This window comes from Weissella thailandensis, from assembly GCF_001932615.1.
Lineage (GTDB): Bacteria > Bacillota > Bacilli > Lactobacillales > Lactobacillaceae > Weissella > Weissella thailandensis.
Genome location: NZ_CP014332.1, coordinates 279883 through 300108, shown reverse-complemented (window position 1 = coordinate 300108; position 20226 = coordinate 279883). Strand labels below are relative to the sequence as shown.

General features: G+C 41.4%; 14 protein-coding genes. 1 reads left to right on the top strand and 13 read right to left on the bottom strand.

The genetic code is table 11. The features are described from left to right. Positions 1-61: 61 nt before the first annotated feature. The 10 genes from rpsR to glpK all read right to left on the bottom strand — a co-directional run bounded on the left by rpsR (position 62) and on the right by glpK (position 9612). Entirely contained in the window at positions 62-304 is a 243-nt protein-coding gene (rpsR, locus tag FOL01_RS01535) for a 30S ribosomal protein S18 (protein WP_002828737.1), read from the bottom strand. A gap of 54 nt (positions 305-358) precedes the next feature. Then, on the bottom strand, positions 359-910 hold the full coding sequence (gene ssb, locus FOL01_RS01530; protein WP_075268982.1) for a single-stranded DNA-binding protein: 552 nt from the start codon (positions 908-910) through the stop codon (positions 359-361). 71 nt (positions 911-981) lie between these two features. Continuing rightward, positions 982-1281, bottom strand: a complete 300-nt coding sequence (rpsF, locus tag FOL01_RS01525; protein WP_075268981.1) for a 30S ribosomal protein S6 — start codon at positions 1279-1281, stop codon at positions 982-984. Between the two features lie 127 nt (positions 1282-1408). After that, positions 1409-2353, bottom strand: a complete 945-nt coding sequence (locus FOL01_RS01520; protein WP_075268980.1) for a nucleoside hydrolase — start codon at positions 2351-2353, stop codon at positions 1409-1411. Between the two features lie 66 nt (positions 2354-2419). Then, complete coding sequence (locus FOL01_RS01515) at positions 2420-3406, bottom strand: ribose-phosphate diphosphokinase (protein WP_075268979.1); 987 nt, start codon at positions 3404-3406, stop codon at positions 2420-2422. Between the two features lie 124 nt (positions 3407-3530). After that, positions 3531-4913, bottom strand: a complete 1383-nt coding sequence (gene glmU, locus FOL01_RS01510; protein ID WP_075268978.1) for a bifunctional UDP-N-acetylglucosamine diphosphorylase/glucosamine-1-phosphate N-acetyltransferase GlmU — start codon at positions 4911-4913, stop codon at positions 3531-3533. A gap of 21 nt (positions 4914-4934) precedes the next feature. Then, positions 4935-5783 (bottom strand): pur operon repressor, encoded by an 849-nt coding sequence (gene purR, locus FOL01_RS01505; RefSeq protein WP_075268977.1) that lies wholly within the window; start codon positions 5781-5783, stop codon positions 4935-4937. A 155-nt stretch (positions 5784-5938) separates the two neighbouring features. After that, the gene (locus FOL01_RS01500; RefSeq protein WP_075268976.1) at positions 5939-6409 is read right to left on the bottom strand and encodes an 8-oxo-dGTP diphosphatase; all 471 of its coding nucleotides are present in this window, start codon (positions 6407-6409) and stop codon (positions 5939-5941) included. A 101-nt stretch (positions 6410-6510) separates the two neighbouring features. After that, entirely contained in the window at positions 6511-7977 is a 1467-nt protein-coding gene (zwf, locus tag FOL01_RS01495) for a glucose-6-phosphate dehydrogenase (protein ID WP_075268975.1), read from the bottom strand. A gap of 123 nt (positions 7978-8100) precedes the next feature. Further along, positions 8101-9612, bottom strand: coding sequence for a glycerol kinase GlpK (gene glpK / locus FOL01_RS01490; RefSeq protein ID WP_075268974.1), 1512 nt, complete (start codon positions 9610-9612; stop codon positions 8101-8103). Between the two features lie 204 nt (positions 9613-9816). On the opposite strand from glpK, the gene FOL01_RS01485 reads away from it, so the two are divergent. After that, the gene (locus tag FOL01_RS01485; RefSeq protein WP_075268973.1) at positions 9817-11016 is read left to right on the top strand and encodes an MDR family MFS transporter; all 1200 of its coding nucleotides are present in this window, start codon (positions 9817-9819) and stop codon (positions 11014-11016) included. A 230-nt stretch (positions 11017-11246) separates the two neighbouring features. Here FOL01_RS01485 and addA read toward each other — a convergent pair whose 3' ends face one another. The 3 genes from addA to pepV all read right to left on the bottom strand — a co-directional run bounded on the left by addA (position 11247) and on the right by pepV (position 20188). Beyond that, positions 11247-15047, bottom strand: coding sequence for a helicase-exonuclease AddAB subunit AddA (gene addA / locus FOL01_RS01475; RefSeq protein WP_075268971.1), 3801 nt, complete (start codon positions 15045-15047; stop codon positions 11247-11249). Beyond that, complete coding sequence (locus FOL01_RS01470; RefSeq protein WP_075268970.1) at positions 15047-18613, bottom strand: PD-(D/E)XK nuclease family protein; 3567 nt, start codon at positions 18611-18613, stop codon at positions 15047-15049. Before FOL01_RS01470 ends, addA begins: the two co-directional genes overlap by 1 nt. Before the next feature lie 171 nt (positions 18614-18784). After that, the gene (gene pepV / locus FOL01_RS01465; protein WP_075268969.1) at positions 18785-20188 is read right to left on the bottom strand and encodes a dipeptidase PepV; all 1404 of its coding nucleotides are present in this window, start codon (positions 20186-20188) and stop codon (positions 18785-18787) included. Positions 20189-20226 lie beyond the last annotated feature (38 nt).

Here is a 20226-nt window from a genome sequence, read left to right as displayed (position 1 = left end):
AAAATCGATTAAAACGGGTCAAAAAAAGCCAAGGCGATTGCCTTGGCTTTTTTATATGCAATTAGTCTTCTGCAACGAATGGCAAAAGACCCATGATACGAGCACGCTTAATAGCAGTCGTAACCTTGCGTTGGTTCTTTGCTGAAGTTCCAGTTACACGACGAGGCAAAATCTTACCACGTTCTGAAATGAAACGTTCCAACAATTCAGTATCTTTATAATCCACGTATTCAATGTGGTTGGCTGCGATAAAGTCAACCTTGCGACGGCGACGAGGTCCGCCACCACGACGTTGTTGTGCCATGATTAAATTCCTCCTGATAGAATGATGTCGTTAGACAATCTTGTTGTTAATAATTTAGAATGGTAGATCATCGTCAGAGATATCAATCTCTTGACCACCACTGAAAGGATCATTTGATGACTGTGAACTAGCTGAGCTGCCATTGAACACATTACCACTTGATGCTGGTGCGCCAAATGGGTTTTGTGATGCTGAAGAATTAAAATTCCCCTGACTACGCTGTTGTCCACCACCAAAATTATTCGTATTATTTGAACCATTATGAGAACGGCGCGCTTCACTTTCAGCACGACTTTCCAACAATGAGAAGTTATCAACAACTACTTCCGTGACATAAACACGTTGTCCCTGTTGATTTTCATAATTACGAGTTTGAATACGGCCTTCAATACCAACTAACGAACCTTTTGATGTAAAATTAGCAAAATTCTCTGCTGACTTACGCCAAATGACAGCATTAACAAAATCGGTATCACGCTCACCGTTAGCATTTGTAAATTGTCGATTAACGGCAATTGTAAATGACCCAACAGCAGCACCAGAAGTCGTATAACGCAATTCAACATCACGTGTCAAACGACCAACCAGAACAACACGATTTATCATATGGAAAGCCTCCTTTCAAGGTCCTTAGACCTAGCCACTAAATTTTATTAAATTAATGTAATTTTTAAAAATTACTCAGCTGATGCTAGTTCACGCTTTACAACCATGTGACGTAAGATATCTTCTGAGATCTTAGCCAAACGATCGAACTCGTTAACAGGTGCGTCATCTTCTGCAGTAAAGTTAACCACGTGGTAAAGACCCTCACGGTAACCTGCAATTTCAAAAGTAAAACGACGTGATGACCAGTCCTTTGACTCAACCACCGTAGCACCATTATCTGACAACACTTTGTCAAAACGCTCAACCAATGCCTTCTTAGCGTCAGCATTCATGTCAGGGCGAATAATGTATGTTAATTCGTATGCCATTATATATTCCTCCTTTTGGTCTATGGCCGACTACCTGCCGGCAAGGAAAGCTATCAATAAGTGATAACTCACAAACACTTATATTACACGACAAAAAGGCATTTTGCAAGCCTTAGCTATTCATTAATTACGATAATACTGCCAATGTATAATTCATGAATCGCTCCAAATAAAATGGTTCATCAACCTCGACAGCGACATAGTTGTTCTTATGTGGGTCACGCAACCGGCTAGGATCACCAATCGTTCGACCATCGTTAACATCTACCATCATGTTGAGTGGTAATAATGTCACAAAATTTGGATCGACCGCCACACCCACTGCGAGCGGATCATGTAAGGCTGCCCCAGCCTTATTAATATCTAAGTTGTAATAAGCATCAATATAATAATCAAAAATGTCTGCAAAAACGCGCCCTTTTTCAGTCCCTAAATCGCGCCATTTTTGTGTTTCTTGTTTTGTTAACAAAGTCTGTAAGGTAACGTCTAGGCCAACCATTACCAAATGTTTAGCATGCTTAAACACATAGTCAGCCGCTTCAGGATCTTGGTTAATGTTTGCCTCAGTGTATGGTGTCACATTTCCTGGCACAACAAGTGCGCCCCCCATTAACGTAATATTACCAATCAAATCAGCGATTTGCGGATCCTTCTTAAAAGCTGCAGCCAAATTAGTCAATGGACCAGTTGGTACTACGACCAAATCATCAGCATATTGATGGGCTGATGCAATCAGGAAATCAACCGCTGATGTTGTTGCTGGTATTGTCTTAGGCTCTGGTAACGCAACGTCCCCAATGGCATTTTTACCATGAATATCCATTGATACCTGCATAGTCTCAAAATTATCAGTGGTTGAAGAATGTGCCGCCCCAACAAAAACTGGTACATCCGATTTTCCTAGTAGCTCTAATAGCTTCAAGGTGTTTTGTGCAGCAGTCTCAACTTGGGTATTACCAAATGAGGATACCACACCAATTAAATCAGCATCCGGCGTTGCTAATGCATAAGCTAATGCCAATGCATCATCAACACCAGTATCTAGGTCTAAAATCATCTTCTTTTTTGCCATTACATTACCCCTCTTATAAAAAAACGTTGCTCTAAACTTTGCTAGAACAACGAATCATTTTCTTTCTTAGTCAGATGTACGGTGAAAGCGTGTCTTAAACAAAGGCGAAACAGCCTTGTTCTCATTAATGCGCTTAATTGCTTCACCAATCAATTCTGCAGTAGAAACTTGAACCAACTTAGGGAACTTCTTTTCTTCTGGTAGATTAATTGAATCCGTCACAATAACCTTTTCAAATGCTGAGTTTTGCAAATTCTCCACAGCTTTACCTGAGAAGACTGCGTGTGTTGCAACCACATATACTTCGGCAGCTCCTTCGTCTTTCAACTTTTGAGCACCTTGCGTAATGGTACCACCAGTATCGATCATATCATCAATCATGATGGCACGCTTACCCTTAACATCACCAATAATATTCATAATTTGCGCAACATTAGCCTTTGGGCGACGCTTATCAATAATGGCGATTGGTTCGTGTGAACCTAATAATTCTGCCAAAGCACGTGCACGAGTAACACCACCATGATCAGGAGATACAATCACGGTATTATTATCAGCGATACCCGTTGTAATTAAGTAATCAGCCAACAATGGGGCACCAGTCATGTGATCAACAGGGATATCAAAGAATCCTTGAATTTGTGATGCATGCAAGTCAAGTGCTAACACTCGTGTTGCACCAACCATCTCTAGCATGTTAGCAACCAATTTTGCTGAAATTGGTTCGCGAGAACGTGCTTTACGATCCTGACGTGCATAACCGTAATAAGGCATCACAACATTAATTGAACGTGCGCTTGCTCGACGTAATGCATCAATCATAATCAACAGTTCCATCAAACTGTCATTAACTGGTGCTGATGTTGGTTGGATAATATAAACATTATCCCCACGGACAGATTCTTCAATATTGATTTGAATCTCCCCATCACTAAATCGGGCGATATTGATTTTCGATAGTTCCACACCAACAGCAGCAGCAATCTTTTCCGCTAATGGTTGATTGCTACTCAATGAAAATATTTTCAAATGTGGATCCGAATAAGTTGACATGCTTTCCTCCATAGACACATTCACGTGCGTATTCCAGTCTTTAATAATCCCATTGTACCGTTTTTCAACGCATTCTTCAATCCATTATTAACCGACCAACATGACAATCAACTTAATTCAATAATTATTTATTAAATTTCTTGAATAATGGTGTCCGTTGCCAAAAATCTGCTTTAACCGTTTGGCGAGCACGGGCAATCCCCATGGCATGCTCTGGCACATTATCTGTAATAATCGAACCAGCGGCAATAAACGCTTCATCAGCAATATCTACCGGACTAATAATTTTTGATCCTGAACCAATAAAGGCACGATCACCAACATTTGAATGCCATTTGTTCATACCATCATAGTTAACAAATACAGTCCCAGCACCAATATTTACATCAGCACCAATCGTTGCATCACCCAGATAAGACAAATGCCCCATTTTTGAGCGTACGCCTAAGGTTGCCTTCTTCACCTCAACAAAATTACCAGCGTGGGCTTCACGATCCAAGAAAGCTGCTGGACGTAGATGAGCAAACGGACCGACCGTTGCTGCCTCACGTACTTCAGCCTTTTCCAAATGACTGGCATCTATTTGAGCCCCATCGGCAACAATCGAATCAACAATGGTTGTTCCTGCCGTTAAGACAACATGACTACCAATCTTAGTTTGACCCTTCAGATAGACGTTTGGTTCAATCACAGTATCGGCCCCAATTTGGACATCCACATCAATGTAAGTGTTCGTTGGATCAATCAAAGTGACACCGGCTCGCATATGGGCTTCATTAGTGCGTTGACGCATAATTTGATTAGCTTTAGCTAAGGCAACGCGGTCATTGACACCCATTGATTCACCAAAATCACTAATTTGGAAGGCGCCAACCGTTTGACCGGCTTCACGCAAAATCTCTAATGTGTCAGGCAAGTAGTATTCACCTTGTGCATTATCATTCGTAACATGTTGCAAGCTTTCAAATAATAATTGATTATCAAAGACATAGACACCGGTATTGATTTCATCAACCTTTTTCTCATCATCATTAGCATCTTTTTGTTCAACGATTCGTAGAACGTTACCTTGCTCATCACGAATAATGCGGCCATACCCAGTTGGATCTGGTGCTTTGGCTGTCAATACAGTAACAGCATTATTTGATTGTTCATGATAGCTAAATAGGTCTTCATAAGTGGTGGTAGTAAACATTGGTGCATCCCCTGAAGCAATCAGCGTGACACCTTGTTCGCTTGCCAACAATGGGGCGGCCATCTGAATAGCATGACCAGTACCTAATTGTTGCGTTTGCACTGCAAATTCAGAAGAATCCCCTAGCGTCTCTTTTACCTGATCCGCACCGTTGCCAACAACAGTAACCGTTTTATCAACACCGGCATTTTTTACCGTATCGACTACCAGTTGTACCATTGGCTTACCACCAACTTTATGCAACACCTTTGGTAAAGTAGACTTCATTCGGGTCCCTTTTCCTGCAGCTAAAACAATGACAAATCTTTGCATGACTTCCACCTTAATCTAATACTATTTATTTTCTAATTCTTCTTCAAACTTGGTATAAATTTCATCGGCATAATTACCAGGTGTGACGTGAATAATGCCATCATCCTTATTTGTATCCACATGAATCAATGATGTGTATTCATCAATTACACGATGCTCGACGCGGCCTTCAGCGACAACGGCAGAACCGACGACTTGACCTTCGAATTCTTTAACTAAGGAAGCCATACCACGAATGGTACCACCGGCCTTCATAAAGTCATCAACAATCAATACACGTGATCCCATTGGCAAAGAACGTCGTGATAATTCAAGCTTTTCTAGCCGTTGTGACTGACCAGTGACATAATTGACCGACATCGTTGGTCCTTCAGTAACCTTTGTATCATTACGGACAATCACGAATGGGACATTTAATTCCTCAGCAACTGCTTGAGCAACTGGGACACCTTTGGTTGCTGCCGTCATAACAGCATCAATTGGCTCGCGCAAATATTGTGTTGCAATCAAGCGACCAATGCGTTGCAAAAACCAGGGTTGGCCTAAAATATCTGATAAATAAACATAGCCCCCTGGCAAGACACGAGTCTCATCATCAATGGCATTAACTAATGAGTCCACAAATTCTTTGGCATCATCTTTCGTCATATATGGTGTGAAACGGGCACCACCAGCAGCCCCAGGAATCGTCTCCAAAAGGCCAATGCCGCGCTCATGGAATGTCCGCTTTAAAATGGTCAAATCCTCTGAAATAGATGATTTGGCACTTTCATATTCTTCAGCAAAATGTGTTAGTGAAACTAAAGTACGTGGTCGTTCTAGCAAATAACGTGTCATATCTACTAAGCGATCGCTTCGACGTGTTTTCATATTTTATAACCTCGAACGTTCGGTATTTTTTAATTTAATACTGACAGTATAACATATCCGTTCATTTTTCGTTTTAAAAAAACGTTTAAAGCCGAAGACAGCCGATAAGTTCTTATAATAATCAGCATTTTTTCGGACGTTCGTGTTTTATCATATTATTGCCAACTTATATCTTGCCGCTGCTGATCAATCGTTGCATATAATGCTAATTCATTAATTTCAGGCTTATCAAAAACGGGCAGCATCTCTGCAAACGTGTGCGGTAATTTAAACTGGCCACTCAATAATTCCTCGCGGGTCGTCCAGAATATTTCACCTTCACGTCCAGTTTGAATTTCACCTTGATATTGATCAGTCTTATATAAAAAGACGATATAGCGCGCCCCATCTGCCAATGGCCATTCTTTGATACCAACCATTTTAGGTGATGCAATTGTTAAACCGGTCTCTTCATAGGCTTCTCGATAAACTGACTGTGTGACCGTCTCTCCCTCCTCTACGTGTCCGCCCGGAAAAGTAACACCTGGCCACGCCGGATTCCGTCGATTTTCGACTAAAATTTCGTGTGTTTGCGGATTTTCAATCATAATCATATTAGTTAATTCAATTGCTGTGTATCTGGCCATAATGACTCCTTTATTCTTGAAACAAATAATCCTCCGTCACTTATTATCAAATAACAAGCACTACGGAGGATCGACAATCTATTTAATTTTTAAAAACAAGTTTAACCCTTAAAGACCCATTCGTTGCCCTCTTTTGCTAACAACTCATCAGCCGCAACTGGTCCCATTGAACCTGAAACATAGTTAGGGAATGATTCTTTCTTAGCATCCCAAGCAGCTTGAATGGCATCAACGAACTTCCAAGCAGTTCCCACACCATTCCAGTCAGCGAAGTTTGATCCATCACCATTCATGGCATCATGAATCATACGCTCGTATGGTTCAGGAGTAACGGCCTTATCTTTATCAGAAACTTGCCAATCTAGGTTAATCATACGTGTTGCAAATGCTGACGTAATATCCTTTGCATTGATCTTAAATTCAATACCACCCTTAGGATCAATCAAAATTGATAATACTGGATTATCTAATGAAACGTCTTCACCAAAGATATTCAAGCCTTTCTTAAAGACAATATCGACACGGGTTGACTTCGCAGCTAAACGCTTACCTGAACGAATGTAGAATGGTACACCTTCCCAACGGGGCATATCAAATTGTAGTTTACCAGCAACATACGTATTATTTTGTGAATCTGCTGGTACATCCATTTCATCCAAATATTTCTTTTGTGAACCATCTGCTGATTCACCATATTGACCACGCACAAAGTTAGCCGCAACTTCCTCAGGTGTGTTATAAATCTTCAAAGAATCAAAGGCTGCATTCTTAGCTGCCCGAATTTCTTTATCGTTAAATGATGCTGGCTTTTCCATGGCTAACCAACCAATCACTTGCATCGTGTGATTTTGAATCATATCACGCAAGGCACCAGCTGTATCATAGTATCCAGCTCGTTCTTCAACACCCAAAACTTCTGACAAAGTCACTTGAATGTTTTCGATGTAGTCCTTGTTCCAAGCCGCATCAAATAGTGGATTACCAAAACGAACCGCTGCAATATTTTGAACCATTTCTTTACCAAGATAGTGATCAATACGGTAAATTTGGCTTTCATCAAAAGCTTCTGACAATTCGTTTTGCAATTCTTCAGCTGTCTCATATGAAGAACCAAATGGCTTTTCAATCATCAAACGGTTAAATTCACCATTTTCAGTTAGCAAATTCTCTGACTTCAAATACTTAGCAACTGTACCAAAGAAGCGAGGTGCAACTGACATATAGAAAATACGGTTACCCTTCAAATCATACTTAGCATCCAATTCATTATTCAATGTAAGCATTTCAGCATAGCCAGCTTTATCCGTAATATCTAAACGAATGTAATAAAAGTGTGAAACAAACTCTTCAGCATTCGCCTGATCTTCAGTAAAATCAGCGATTGATGTGCGAACTAGCTCACGGAATTCATCTGTCGTTAAATCCTGACGAGCAGTTCCAATAATCGCAAAATGTTCTTGTAAGAAACCTTTCTTAAAAAGGTTATAGGTAGATGGATATAACTTACGCTTAGCTAAGTCTCCAGTCCCACCAAAAAACGTCAACAATGTTGTAATTTCTTTAGGCACGATGAATGCTCCTTTACTAGTGAGTTCTTAAAACAATTATTAAATAAGTACATCATTACTTTCATCAACAATTATAAACTTTTTTTCACAAGTTTTCTATAACAATGTAAATCGCTTACAATTTTAGACTTCTCCAAAAAATCGAGTCGCCTTGATTGCATTACGCCAACCTTGACGTAAGTGCTGGCGTTGCTCTTCAGCCAAGTTTGGCTTAAATTGACGACCAGCTTGGACATAGTGTTGTAAGTCCGATAGATCCTGCCAGTAACCAACTGCAATACCAGCCAAAAAGGCTGCCCCAAGTGGCGTAGCGTCCTCATCTAAGGAACGTTCAATGTCAACATGAGCAATGTCCGACTGAAATTGCATTAAGTATGGATTACGTGAAACAGAACCATCCGCTTTCATTGTCGCTAATTCATAGCCCGAGTCTTTCTTCATGGTTGATAAAATATCCGCAGTTTGATAAGCAATCGATTGCAAAGTTGCCTTTACAAAATCAGCTTTACTTGTACCCCGTGTCATACCAAAGACGGTTCCACGTGCATTCGGATCCCAATATGGTGCTCCCAACCCATTAAATGCGGGAATCACATAAATTTCATTATGGTTGTCTGATTCTTCAGCTAATGACCAGGCATCTAATTGCGTTTCAATCATTCCTAAGCGATCATGTAACCATTGAATAGCTGTTCCAGCTGAAAAAATAGATCCTTCTAAGGCGTAGACAGGTTGATCATCGATTTTATAAGCAATGGTCGTAACTAGACGATTATTAGACATCACCGGTTCATTACCAGTATTCATAATCATAAATGCTCCAGCACCATACGTATTTTTGACCATACCCTTTTCAAGTGCCAGTTGACCGACCATCGAAGCATTTTGATCACCAATAACACTAGCAATTGGGACTTGCCCACCGAAGAACGACATAGGACTCGTGCGACCAATCACTTCACTACTGTTATGGACCTCGGGTAGCATACTTAATGGAATGTTGAATATCTCTAATAATTCATCATCCCATTCTTGTGTATGAATGTTGTACAACATTGTCCGGGCAGCATTCGTCGCATCAGTTGCATGAACCGCACCATCGGTCAGTTGCCACGTTAACCAGGTATCAACCGTTCCAAAAACCAAATCTCCATTTTCGGCTGCTGCCTGAGCACCAGGCACATTATCCAAAATCCAGCGAATTTTGGTTGCTGAGAAGTACGCACTAACTGGCAGACCGGTTTTTTGACGAATCAATTCCGTCTTTTCAGCATCATCAGCAATACTTTGAGCAATATCCTGTGATTGTGTTGATGACCAGCTAATTGCATTATAAATCGGCTGCCCCGTTTGACGATGCCATATAATCGTTGTTTCACGTTGGTTTGCGATTCCCAACGCCTTAATCTCATCCCCCCGAATACCGGCATTGATTAACGCATCAGCAACTGCTGTCTGAGTTGCATGCCAAATATCTAACGGCCGCTGTTCTAGCCAACCAGTCCTTGGGATCACTGGCGTCATTGGAATAGCAACCGATGTCACACGCCGGGCATTATGATTGAAAACAATCGCTCGCGTGCCGGTTGTTCCTTGATCAATTGCTAAAATATATTCTGGTTTCTTAATCGCCATTTTTTATTCCCCAATAATTCTATCTAGATTTGAAACTCATCTTCATTAAGTATACCAATTCCCACAGATTATGCTAAACTTTTCTAGGAGTCAAAACAAATAGACACACTTTTTAGGTGCATAATACCACATATAAGGGGTATCTTAAAATGATATCGTATCACAAATTTCATTTATATCAGTTCACACATTCATGGAGGATTTATGATAAGTCAGTCGTCACCAGACGGCGATGTGCACAAACCACAGCACGTCGAAATTAAAGCCATCATTTTATACATTACAACGTTTTTCCAATCCACAGGCGCTTCACTGATTTGGCCAATCACGACACTCTATATGCATAATGTCTTACATCAAAGTATGACTATATCAGGAGTCGTTGTGATGGGGCTTTCGGTAACCATGATGTTCGGTAATTGGTTAGGTGGGCGCCTCTTTGATCGCTGGAGTCCGTATAAAGCCATGACCCTCTCAGTCGGCGTCGCCCTAGCGATTCTAATCATGCTAACTTTTTGGCACAGTTGGCCAGTTTTCGCGCTATTTATGTTATTAATTGGTTTTGCAGATGGTCTTATTTACACTTTAGTAAATGCCTACGCAACCACCATCCAATCCATAGATACGAGAAAGGTGTTCAATTTCCAATACCTCTTTATGAACGTTGGTGTGGTTGCCGGTACTGCAATCGTCGGTTTCCTATTTGATTACGGTGTTCAATACGTATTTGGTAGTGCCGCTATCATGTACACCGTATTTTTTATACTTGTCATCAAATACTTTAATATTAAAGGGTTGGCAAAACAAAGCGCACAAGCAGCCGCTCGAGCCGCAAAAAGCACCTTCAAAACACCTACTATCATCTATGCCATTTTAGGATTAGCTTTCGCCTTCTATATGTCATACATGTTATGGGAAACCGTCATCGCAACGCATATGACCGATCTTGGTATGACAACCAAAGATTATTCATTCTTGTGGACCTTAAATGGTATCATCATTATTTTTGGCCAAGGATTACTAAATCGAATTATTGACCGTTTACCATTACGCCTAACTGTTTTAGGTGGCTCAACTTTATTTGCGTTATCATTCCTAGTATTGATTCAAGCAAAAACATATCCCATGTTCATCGTTAGTTTTGTTATCTTAACTATTGGAGAAATTTTTGCTAGCCCACAGATTCCTGCTTGGGTCGACAAATTAAGTGATCCTACTGCAAAAGGTCATGCTCAAGGATTGTTGACTATGTTCGTTTCCTTAGGACGTGCGATCGGCCCACTTTATGGTGGTTTATTGATCGATGGTGGCTCATACAAGTCACTCTTTGCATCCGTCTTTATTCTGATGATGTTCTTCGTCGCTTTGACATTAATATTGAATATACGTCATCTAAAAAAGTAAGGAGAGCGAGACAAAAGCCGCTTTGAATCCAGTGTGTAATGTTGTTTTCGCCATTTTTGGCCGTGGACAGGAATGGCGTAAATGACATTACATTGAGGCTTCAGGCTTTTGGAACGCGTTTATGCTATAAAATTTACAGCCTTATAATTAATGCATTATTAGCACAAAGAGGTTGGGACAAAACAATTGTCCCAACCTCTTTTATGTTTAATTTTTACAACATAACCGCATTACAACCGAATTAATTTTTCGGCATTAATGGCATAAATAAATCGTTTAGGCATCGGTAGGCCCATCGCAACTAGCGCTTGTGCATAGATGTTTAATTGTCCAGCATATCGCTTAGTCAAAACATCTGTCGCCGACTTCTGTGAAACGTGATCTGTTTTATAATCAAACAACCAAATTTCATCATCCACTTGGAAATACCCATCAATAATCCCGTGTACTAACACCTTATCGTCACCATCAAACGCGCGGTATAACCGCTTTGCATCTAACAACAGTGAAAATGGTACTTCTCGTTGTAACGTATCAGCATGTCGGACCATTTGTTTACCAAGTGGTGAATCAGTAAAGAACCGTACGATTTTATCAACCGAAATTAACGGCGCAATTTTATCGTCAATTAATTGTTCAGCAACTAGTTCTTGGATAAGCGCCTTGATTGTTGCCAATGTTGGCAGACCGCCTGTTAAATCTAGCCGTTGCATTACCAAATGCGTCGCCGTTCCAATGGCAGCTGAAGACAAGCGTGTCGCCGATTCCTGCATGAAATCCGGCGCCGGTAACTCTTCATCAGTCAGCCGTAGTCCCGCCAAATCATCCGTCACCAACCGGCGATCAACCAACTGACGTCCCTCGGTTAAGTCAGGATCTTCAAATAATCGTTTGATTTCGGACACCGACTGATAGGCAGTCGCGCGTGTTGCCGTTTCGTAAGGATACTGAAATTGAAGAACCGGCTGCCAATCGGTATTTTCAGTTACCGTTTGTGCGACATCCCCCGTATCTGGTTCTTCATCAACCATTGGTTGGTAGTTTGCCACTCGTGTCACTAAATCTTGTGTATTCACAGCTTCCACGTCATATTCAAAAGCATTTTTAGGCGCTTTGGCTCGGATATCATCAAACTGCATTATGTCATGCTCATCATAAGCGTGCAACGGTGCCATACGTTCTGGCGCTTGGGGATGGCGAATCAACGTCATCCCAATCAAATCCATGAATGATTTTCCAGCAAGGCGAATCGTATCTGGCAACATCCACTCCGTTACCCCAGCACTCTGCTGCCAAGTTTGCCATAACTTATCAACACCATCATAAGCACCAACTATAAATAATTGTTGCTCGGCACGGGTTAGGGCCACATACAACACTCGCAATTGTTCAGCATATGCATTTTGGCGTTTTACTTGTGCAATATACTCATGCTGTGGGGTACTTAATTTCAGATGATGCGGTAAATCAATATAATTCATCCCACCACCAGCCTGGGCATCAAGAATAATACTGCCTTGTGTCTCTCGTTGACTAATCATTGTACGAGTCGCATTTAATAGAAAGACAACCGGGAATTCTAATCCCTTGGAATGATGAATCGTCATCAATGACACACTATTTTGGGCCACATTTGCATCGGCTTCACCTAAGTCTTTATCTTGATTCTGTAACTGAGTCACATAGTTAATAAATTGATATAACCCCACAAAACTACTCTTTTGATAGGCAGCTGCACGCTCATACAGTGCATGCAGATTGGCTTGTCGCTGCGCACCTGAAGGCAGCCCACCAACATAATCCAGCCACCCAGTTCGGTTATAAATTGCCCACAACAACGTCACAATTTGGTTTTGCACGGCCAAATCACGAAATACTGCTAAATCAGCTAAGAAGCGTTGGACTTGTGCTTGTGTTTTTGTTACCAATTCAGCAGAAATACCAGGAACATCAACACGCGTTTCAATACTTGCTAATTGCTTAACAGCCGTATAAAAATCTTCATCTGGCGTTTGTGCGCGAATCAATGCCAGGCCATTCTCAGCAATGCTATATAGCGGTGAACGTAATACAGCTGCCAACGGAATATCCTGATGTGGATTATCAATCACTTGTAGGAAACTCATAATCACTGATATTTCAGTTGTCTGAAAATAATTTTCCGTCCCATCAATCATGATTGGTATGCCCATTTCACGAAAGATATCTAAGACATCTAAGTTTTGGCTCTTCGTTGGCACCAAGATCGTAATATCACCATAGTTGATTGGTCGCTTCGTTTCAGCAGACCGATCATAAATTTCAAACTTTGATTGCACCAATTCTTGAATTTTTAATGCTGTTAACCTAATCTGCCCCGTCGCCTTTGTATAAGGGGCCTCAGAAGTTGCTGGCTCAACTTCCTTGTTACTTTCTGTATCTGCATCCAAGTCTTCTGAACTAGCATCATCTAAATAAAGCAAAAGTTCTGCTTTTTTGGGCAACTCCTCTGGATAATACGTTGCACCAGCAACCAATTCAGCTTCACCAGTATACTCAATATCACCCAATGAACGACTCATCGCTTGCGCAAAGATATAGTTAATAAAATTCGTCACGTTAGGCTGTGAGCGGAAATTTTCCTGCAACGTAATGACGGCACTTGTTGAATCAGCTGGATAAGTTGCTAATTTACCCGCAAATAATGTTGGGTCCGCTTGACGGAACTTATAAATAGATTGCTTAATATCACCAACTTGGAATAAATTATCACCCGCAGTAATTTCATGCAGAATCGCCTCCTGCAATTGATTCGTATCCTGATACTCATCGACCATGATTTCAGTATAGTGTGTCCGTAATTCTGTTTTCACTTTTTCTTGGCTAACGATCTGCAAAGCAAAATGCTCTAAATCGTTAAAATCCAACACTTTACGGCGTAATTTTTCAGCCAAAAAGTCATCACTAAAATCTTTTGTTAACTGAACCAAACGTGTAATCACAGACCCAGCCCCTGCAATGGCTAATGACAACCCCGCTTGGTCGAGTACAAAATACTTTTCCAATAAGGTCGTAAAGCGCTTCTTTAATGCTTCACGTTCATCTTTGACTTTATCCCAAGCTGCTTTCAACGCCGGATCATGTTTCTTCGTGAAATTTTTACGTTTACCTTGTTCATCAAGGCCCCATCCCATCAGCTCCGACTGTCGTAATGTTTGTCGGATAGTGTCCCAATCACTGGTTTCACTTTGGACAACTTGCAAAGCCCGTTGATAGGTCGTTTCATCTGCTTGCAAATTCAATAAACGATTCACCGCCGGGGCTGCATCCATTGTATCGGGTCCTTGTGCAACCAACCCGGATGCCTTAACAACAATGCCTTGTAATTCTTGTAAAATTTGTGGTTTTAACTGCTCTTGATAAAACTGGCTAGTTGTGAAATCTGCTGACCCTACCTGATATAAATCCGATAGATGATTCAACCAATCAATCGTGTCAGGACGGGCAGTCGCAAAATCATATAAAGAAAAAGTTGCTTCCTGCAAAGATTTATCATCTGTACTGCTCGTCGTAAATTGCGCAGCGAAGGTCGCAAAGGTCTGCTGTTCATCATGAGCATATTGTTCTTCTAACAACGTATTGTAGACTTCGAGCATCACTAAGGTGCGTTCTGCATCGTCCATCAGTCGAAACTGTGGATCCAAATCAATCGTGTAATGATACTGTTCAATTAGGCGTAGCGCAAAAGCATGTAATGTTGAGATATTAGCGATATTCAACAGCCGCAATTGCTTCAAAAGATGTTGTCGTTGGTCACCAGTACTCTCAATAAGCTTGGCACGGATTTCTCCTTCTAAACGTTCTTTCATTTCGCTTGCCGCTGCTTCGGTAAACGTCACAATCAAAAACTCATTAACATTTTCACCAGCCAATAAGCGACGCATCACACGCTCAACCAAGACACGCGTTTTCCCTGAGCCGGCTGATGCTGATACCAACACATTACGACCTTTTGTCTCGATGGCTGCTGATTGAGAATCAGTAAATTTCATTATTTTTGACCCTCCTCTGGTTCCTGATGATAATTCTGAATAAAACGCGTCATCGCTTCTAACGTCGCACTGACTGATAACTTTTGTAGGTTGTTATACCGATTTCCCATCATGGCATCAAACATCATAATTGGTTTATACGGTGAATACATCAACCCGGTATTGGCAGCACCATCACGGAATGGATATAACGGAAAGGCCCCATCTATAATTTGCTCAGCAATATCTTTAATTTTGTATTCGTTAAACTGCAACAACGTCTCTAAGGTACTGTCCGAAACAACATCAGCACTCTTCTTAAACGATGAATCTTTTTTCCGGTCAATTGCATAAGGAGCCACAATATCAGGCGTGCTTTCTAGCCGTGTAATATAATCCTCGTTTGTGCGTAAGATTCCCCGATAACGACCTTGATCAATCGCTTGTTTATCAGCGGCTGACTGCAATTGTTGTAAGGAATCTCCTGTCAAATCACTCATGCTGATCCATGGATTCTGGAGTGTCCAAAATAGCGCGCCCCCCATCTCACTATCCGGTAAGATATCTTTGTTCATTAGCATAGCTGTCCAATAGGTCATTAATTGTAATTCTAACCCGGCATAAGCTTTACTATAATCAAACACGCGTTTGCTTGATTTGTAATCGACAATGGTCAAAAAATTACCGGCAGTGGTTTCAACCAAATCATAACGATCAACTTTACCACGAACTTTAACGTGTCCAAACGGAATCTCATACGCAACTGGTTTTAGATTACTTTGCGGCAACCCGAAACCGGCTTCAACACCAATTGTGTGAATACCACCGTCAAGCAGTTGACCACGTTTCATACTCGTCATGGTTTCATGAACCTGCATCGCCAGCCGTTGAGTCAAAAACTGCATCCGTGATGAACTATTGAAAATATCATATGTTGGATCATCACTGGTCAAAAGCCCTTGTAAAATATCTTGTTCTAATTTACGCAGTTGGTCATCAGTCAATGCACCGAGTACTTGTTCGTTAGTAATTAACACTTGGAAAACTTGTTCCAACATAGCATGCATCAAAGTTCCCTTTTCAGCTGGTGTTAACTGCAAAACTTGTCGTTCTTGTAGCCTCAAACCATATTGTAAGAAGAATTCATACGGATTACGTGAATAACTTTCCAAACGTGAAATCGATGCTTTTAAATCATGGCCAAAGAGTTTATTGACCAATGCTGGTTGTAGCTTTTCTGGTTCGTTTTGATAATGCAAACTACCTAATAATCGTTGTAATTGATGTGGTGCCAATTGTTGTACCTGTTGCATCAAGTTACGCCAGGCACTACTTAAATCATTATCCGCGGTCCCAGATTGCTTAGCCTGCCGATTGGCAATCACAATTTGGGCAATCGTACTCGTGGGTGTACCGACATAATTAGCAACCTGGTTACTCATTGGATCAGGCAAGGCATCAAATTGAATTGGATCCAACTTAAATTGCTTTTGCATACGTGTGACATAGGTAGATGGTTGTTGCGCCCCATCCCCATCGCTTGTGGCATATGTCCATATCAACCGTTGATCAGCAACCATCATTGCACGATACATCAACAATGATTCTTGGGCCATTTGTTGTTCCGAAGTCTCTTTCAAAAAAACATTATCAGGCAATGCTGGTTGCAAAACTGCCCGGTCACCATCATGTAGGATTGCTTTAATTCGCGTAACGGCTGGTAAATTATGATTCGTCGCCCCGAATACAATAACCGTTTCATAGCCAGTTCGTTGCACGATTCCGCTTTCAGAAATATGCACTTGGTCCATCGTGGATGGCACACCAGCATAATTCGCACTATCAAAAGCGGCTTTAAAAACATCTTGCAACGTTTCTAAGGTCATTTCCGCTGTATCAAATACTTGAACAAAATCATCCAAAATACCAATAAATACTCGCCAAACTTGTTCGGGTTGTTGTGCAGCCCACAAATCTCCTTGGGCAATCGCCTGATCACGCCAATCAAGCAATCGTTTTTGGACACCGATTTGCGTTATAAACTGATATAATTCACGAGCCATTTCACGGGCAGTTTGTGCATGTTGTAGTTGATGCAAAAACGGGGCAACCACTTGACTAATTTGGTCATGAATCATTGCCAATTGCGCATCTTTACCCGCAACCCGTTCACGAGTTACTTCATCATCACTGGTCAATGCTTGGCGATCATATTGCCAGGGCGTTTTATCCGTCCATTGCCAACCAGCAATGTTTTTGGCCAACACATAGTTCTCAGTTTCCGCAAGTGCTTCACGATAATCCGCCAATGAAACGTCTGCTGGTATCAACAACTCCGTTTTTAAAAAACTCATGACATCTGTAATCGTATATGTCGGTGCCAAATGGAGTAATTTATCCAAAAAAGCGACTAACGGGTGGGCTGACATGGGCCGATCTAAGTCCATAAACATAGGGATGTCATAACGGGCAAAAACCGCTGGCACAATATTTTCATACTGCCCCAAGTCACGCGTCATTAATAAGTAATCACGGTACCGATGTTTACCGGTAGCGACTTCCTGCCGAATCAAACGCGCCATCTGTTCTACTTCTTGATAACGCGTATGGGTCTGCCAAATTTCAAGACCTCCCTGGGCATCGTATTGTTCACGCACGATTCCCTGCTGCTCATACTTTATCCAGAAATCTTCAACAGCCAACATCCCCGCACTCATCTGACGTTGGGTTGCAATCGTATTTGCGACAACTGGTACTTGATGTGTAACAGCCGCATCCCGTAGTTGCCGACCAAGTTGTTTGGGCCGATAAAACAAATCATTTTCAGAAATGGCTGATTCGGTCAAACTAGCCGAACCATCATCTGCCGGTAATGCAATCGTTACCCCACCGGCATACGTAATTAATGCTTCGACTAGGCCACGTTCAGGCGATGTCATTTGCGAATAATCATTAATAAAGAAGTAATGATGTGAAATATCTGTTTTTTCCGTTGCTAAATAAACTTTCAAGGCCAATAATAAATCACTACTTAAATACTGGCCACGCTGGGTCAATTCAGTTTCTAACGAACGGCCAATGGTCGCTAAGTCATGCAGTTTCATCTGCAACGTCTCTTGATTTGTCAGCCCATCGGCCATTGCTGTGACATCGTCCCATGCTAAGCCGGACTGTTTTAGCTCTAATAATTGGGTCGTAAATTGGCCAATGAATCCCTGCTTAGTCAATAAATTACCATATAATTGCAATTCATCTTGATGCTGTTGTAGGAGTGTCTGGACCAACATCGTGAGCCCATTTTGCGACAAGTTTGCCTGTTGATAAATGGGATCATTTTGCATGTAGTACCAGGCTAAACGGCTTAATGAAAAGACTGAAACATTAGGCACTGAAATAGCCGCACCATGGTGTCCTTCTAATGTTGCCAGCCTGGTTAAAACATTTATTTCTGTTTCAAATTTGATATGATTTGGGACAATATAAAATACTTGTGCTTGTTTATCTGCCGCTAAAACCTGTTGTATGCGCTGTAATAATGCCAATTCATGGTCAGCGCTTGAGCGACCAAATAATAATTCTAACGCCATGTGTTGCCTCCAATATCACTAGTTATTACTATTATTCTACCAGTTATCAGCTAACTTTTTTACATTGTCATTAATATGCAAATGAACGTGCAAGAAAAAAGCGTTTTGAATTCAGTATGTCGCATCCAATACGTGACAACCGGCTCAAAACGCCATTTATCAAATTATTTTTTACTGACACAAACGCCAAATCGATTCTGCAAAAATCGCCATCGATCGCGTTAAATTAGCCACTGGTGTAAATTCATTGGCTTGATGGCTAGTTACCTTCACATCAGGGAATTGACCACCAAAGGCAACGCCTCTTTTCAATAACCGCGCATATGAACCACCATTAGATGTCCGTGGCGGTAAATATTGGCCAGTTTGTGCCGCATAAACCTCAGACAAGGTGCTTACTAATTCATCATCAGTTGCGACTAAGTGTGGTGGCATACCAGCTTGCACATTAGTGACCTCAGCCGCTAATTCACCCATATGTCGCTGGACTTGGGTAATAATGGCTTGCAGGTTAACCCCTTGTGGATAACGGAAGTTAAGCAATATACTTCCCTGACCACGATGGCTGTAACGCATCACACCAATATTCAACGTTAAAGCACCCATCTCTTGATCACGATAAGCTAATCCCAGGTTCTTAGCATAAATATCTTGGTGAATGGTTGTCCCCAAGAAGTTCAAAAAGGCTTGTGCATCGCCACCAAACGGATATTGCTGTAAAAAATGAGCCAAATATGTGCCGGCATTTTTACCGTCAGCTGGGTACGCCCCATGAGCTTGCACACCAAACAACGTTAACCGAACCGTCTCATTAACTTGTTGTACATTTCCTTCTAAGAAAGGATATTGTTCCAAAAAATCAGCGAAGTCGGCCGCAATCAGCATCCCCTGTGGCACGTTAATTCTAGCTTTCGCTTCACCAGGAACAACATTCGCCCGATTACCTGATATAAATCGTTCCAAAATATAGGGACCTTCTGAAATACTTGGAAAACGTAGTTGTACGGTTTGAAAAGCTTTCTCACCATTGACGACCGCAAAAGCCCCGTCCGGTGAAAAGCCCATTGTTGGTTCACCCTCTTGTGCTAGATAACGTGGCATATCACGCCACCCATTTTCTTCATCAGTACCAATAATCAAACGTACCTTGCGCTTCAAAATGCGACCTTGATCAGCAAGCATCTTCAATGCATAATATGCTGACATCAAGTCGGCCTTCATATCTGCAGCACCACGCCCAAAATATAAACCATCTAAAACTTCCGGATTGAATGGCTGACGGAGCCAACCATCACCTGCTGGAACCACATCAATATGCGTTAAAATACCCAACGACTCTGGCGCATCGGCTGGTCCAAATTCAATCCATGTCATCATATTATCAACTCGTCCATAACGAAAACCGTCTCGATTAGCTAATTCCTCCATTTTGGATAACGCACGAATCATATCAATCCCAAAAGGTGTTTGTGTTGTTTGCGTTTTTGGATCCAATACAGACGGAATTCGAACAATTTGATTTAAATCATTAATCAAAGCTGCCTCATACTGCTTTGCTTGTCTTACCCACGTCATATCGCACTACCTCTAATCAAAATCTAATAGAGCCAGTG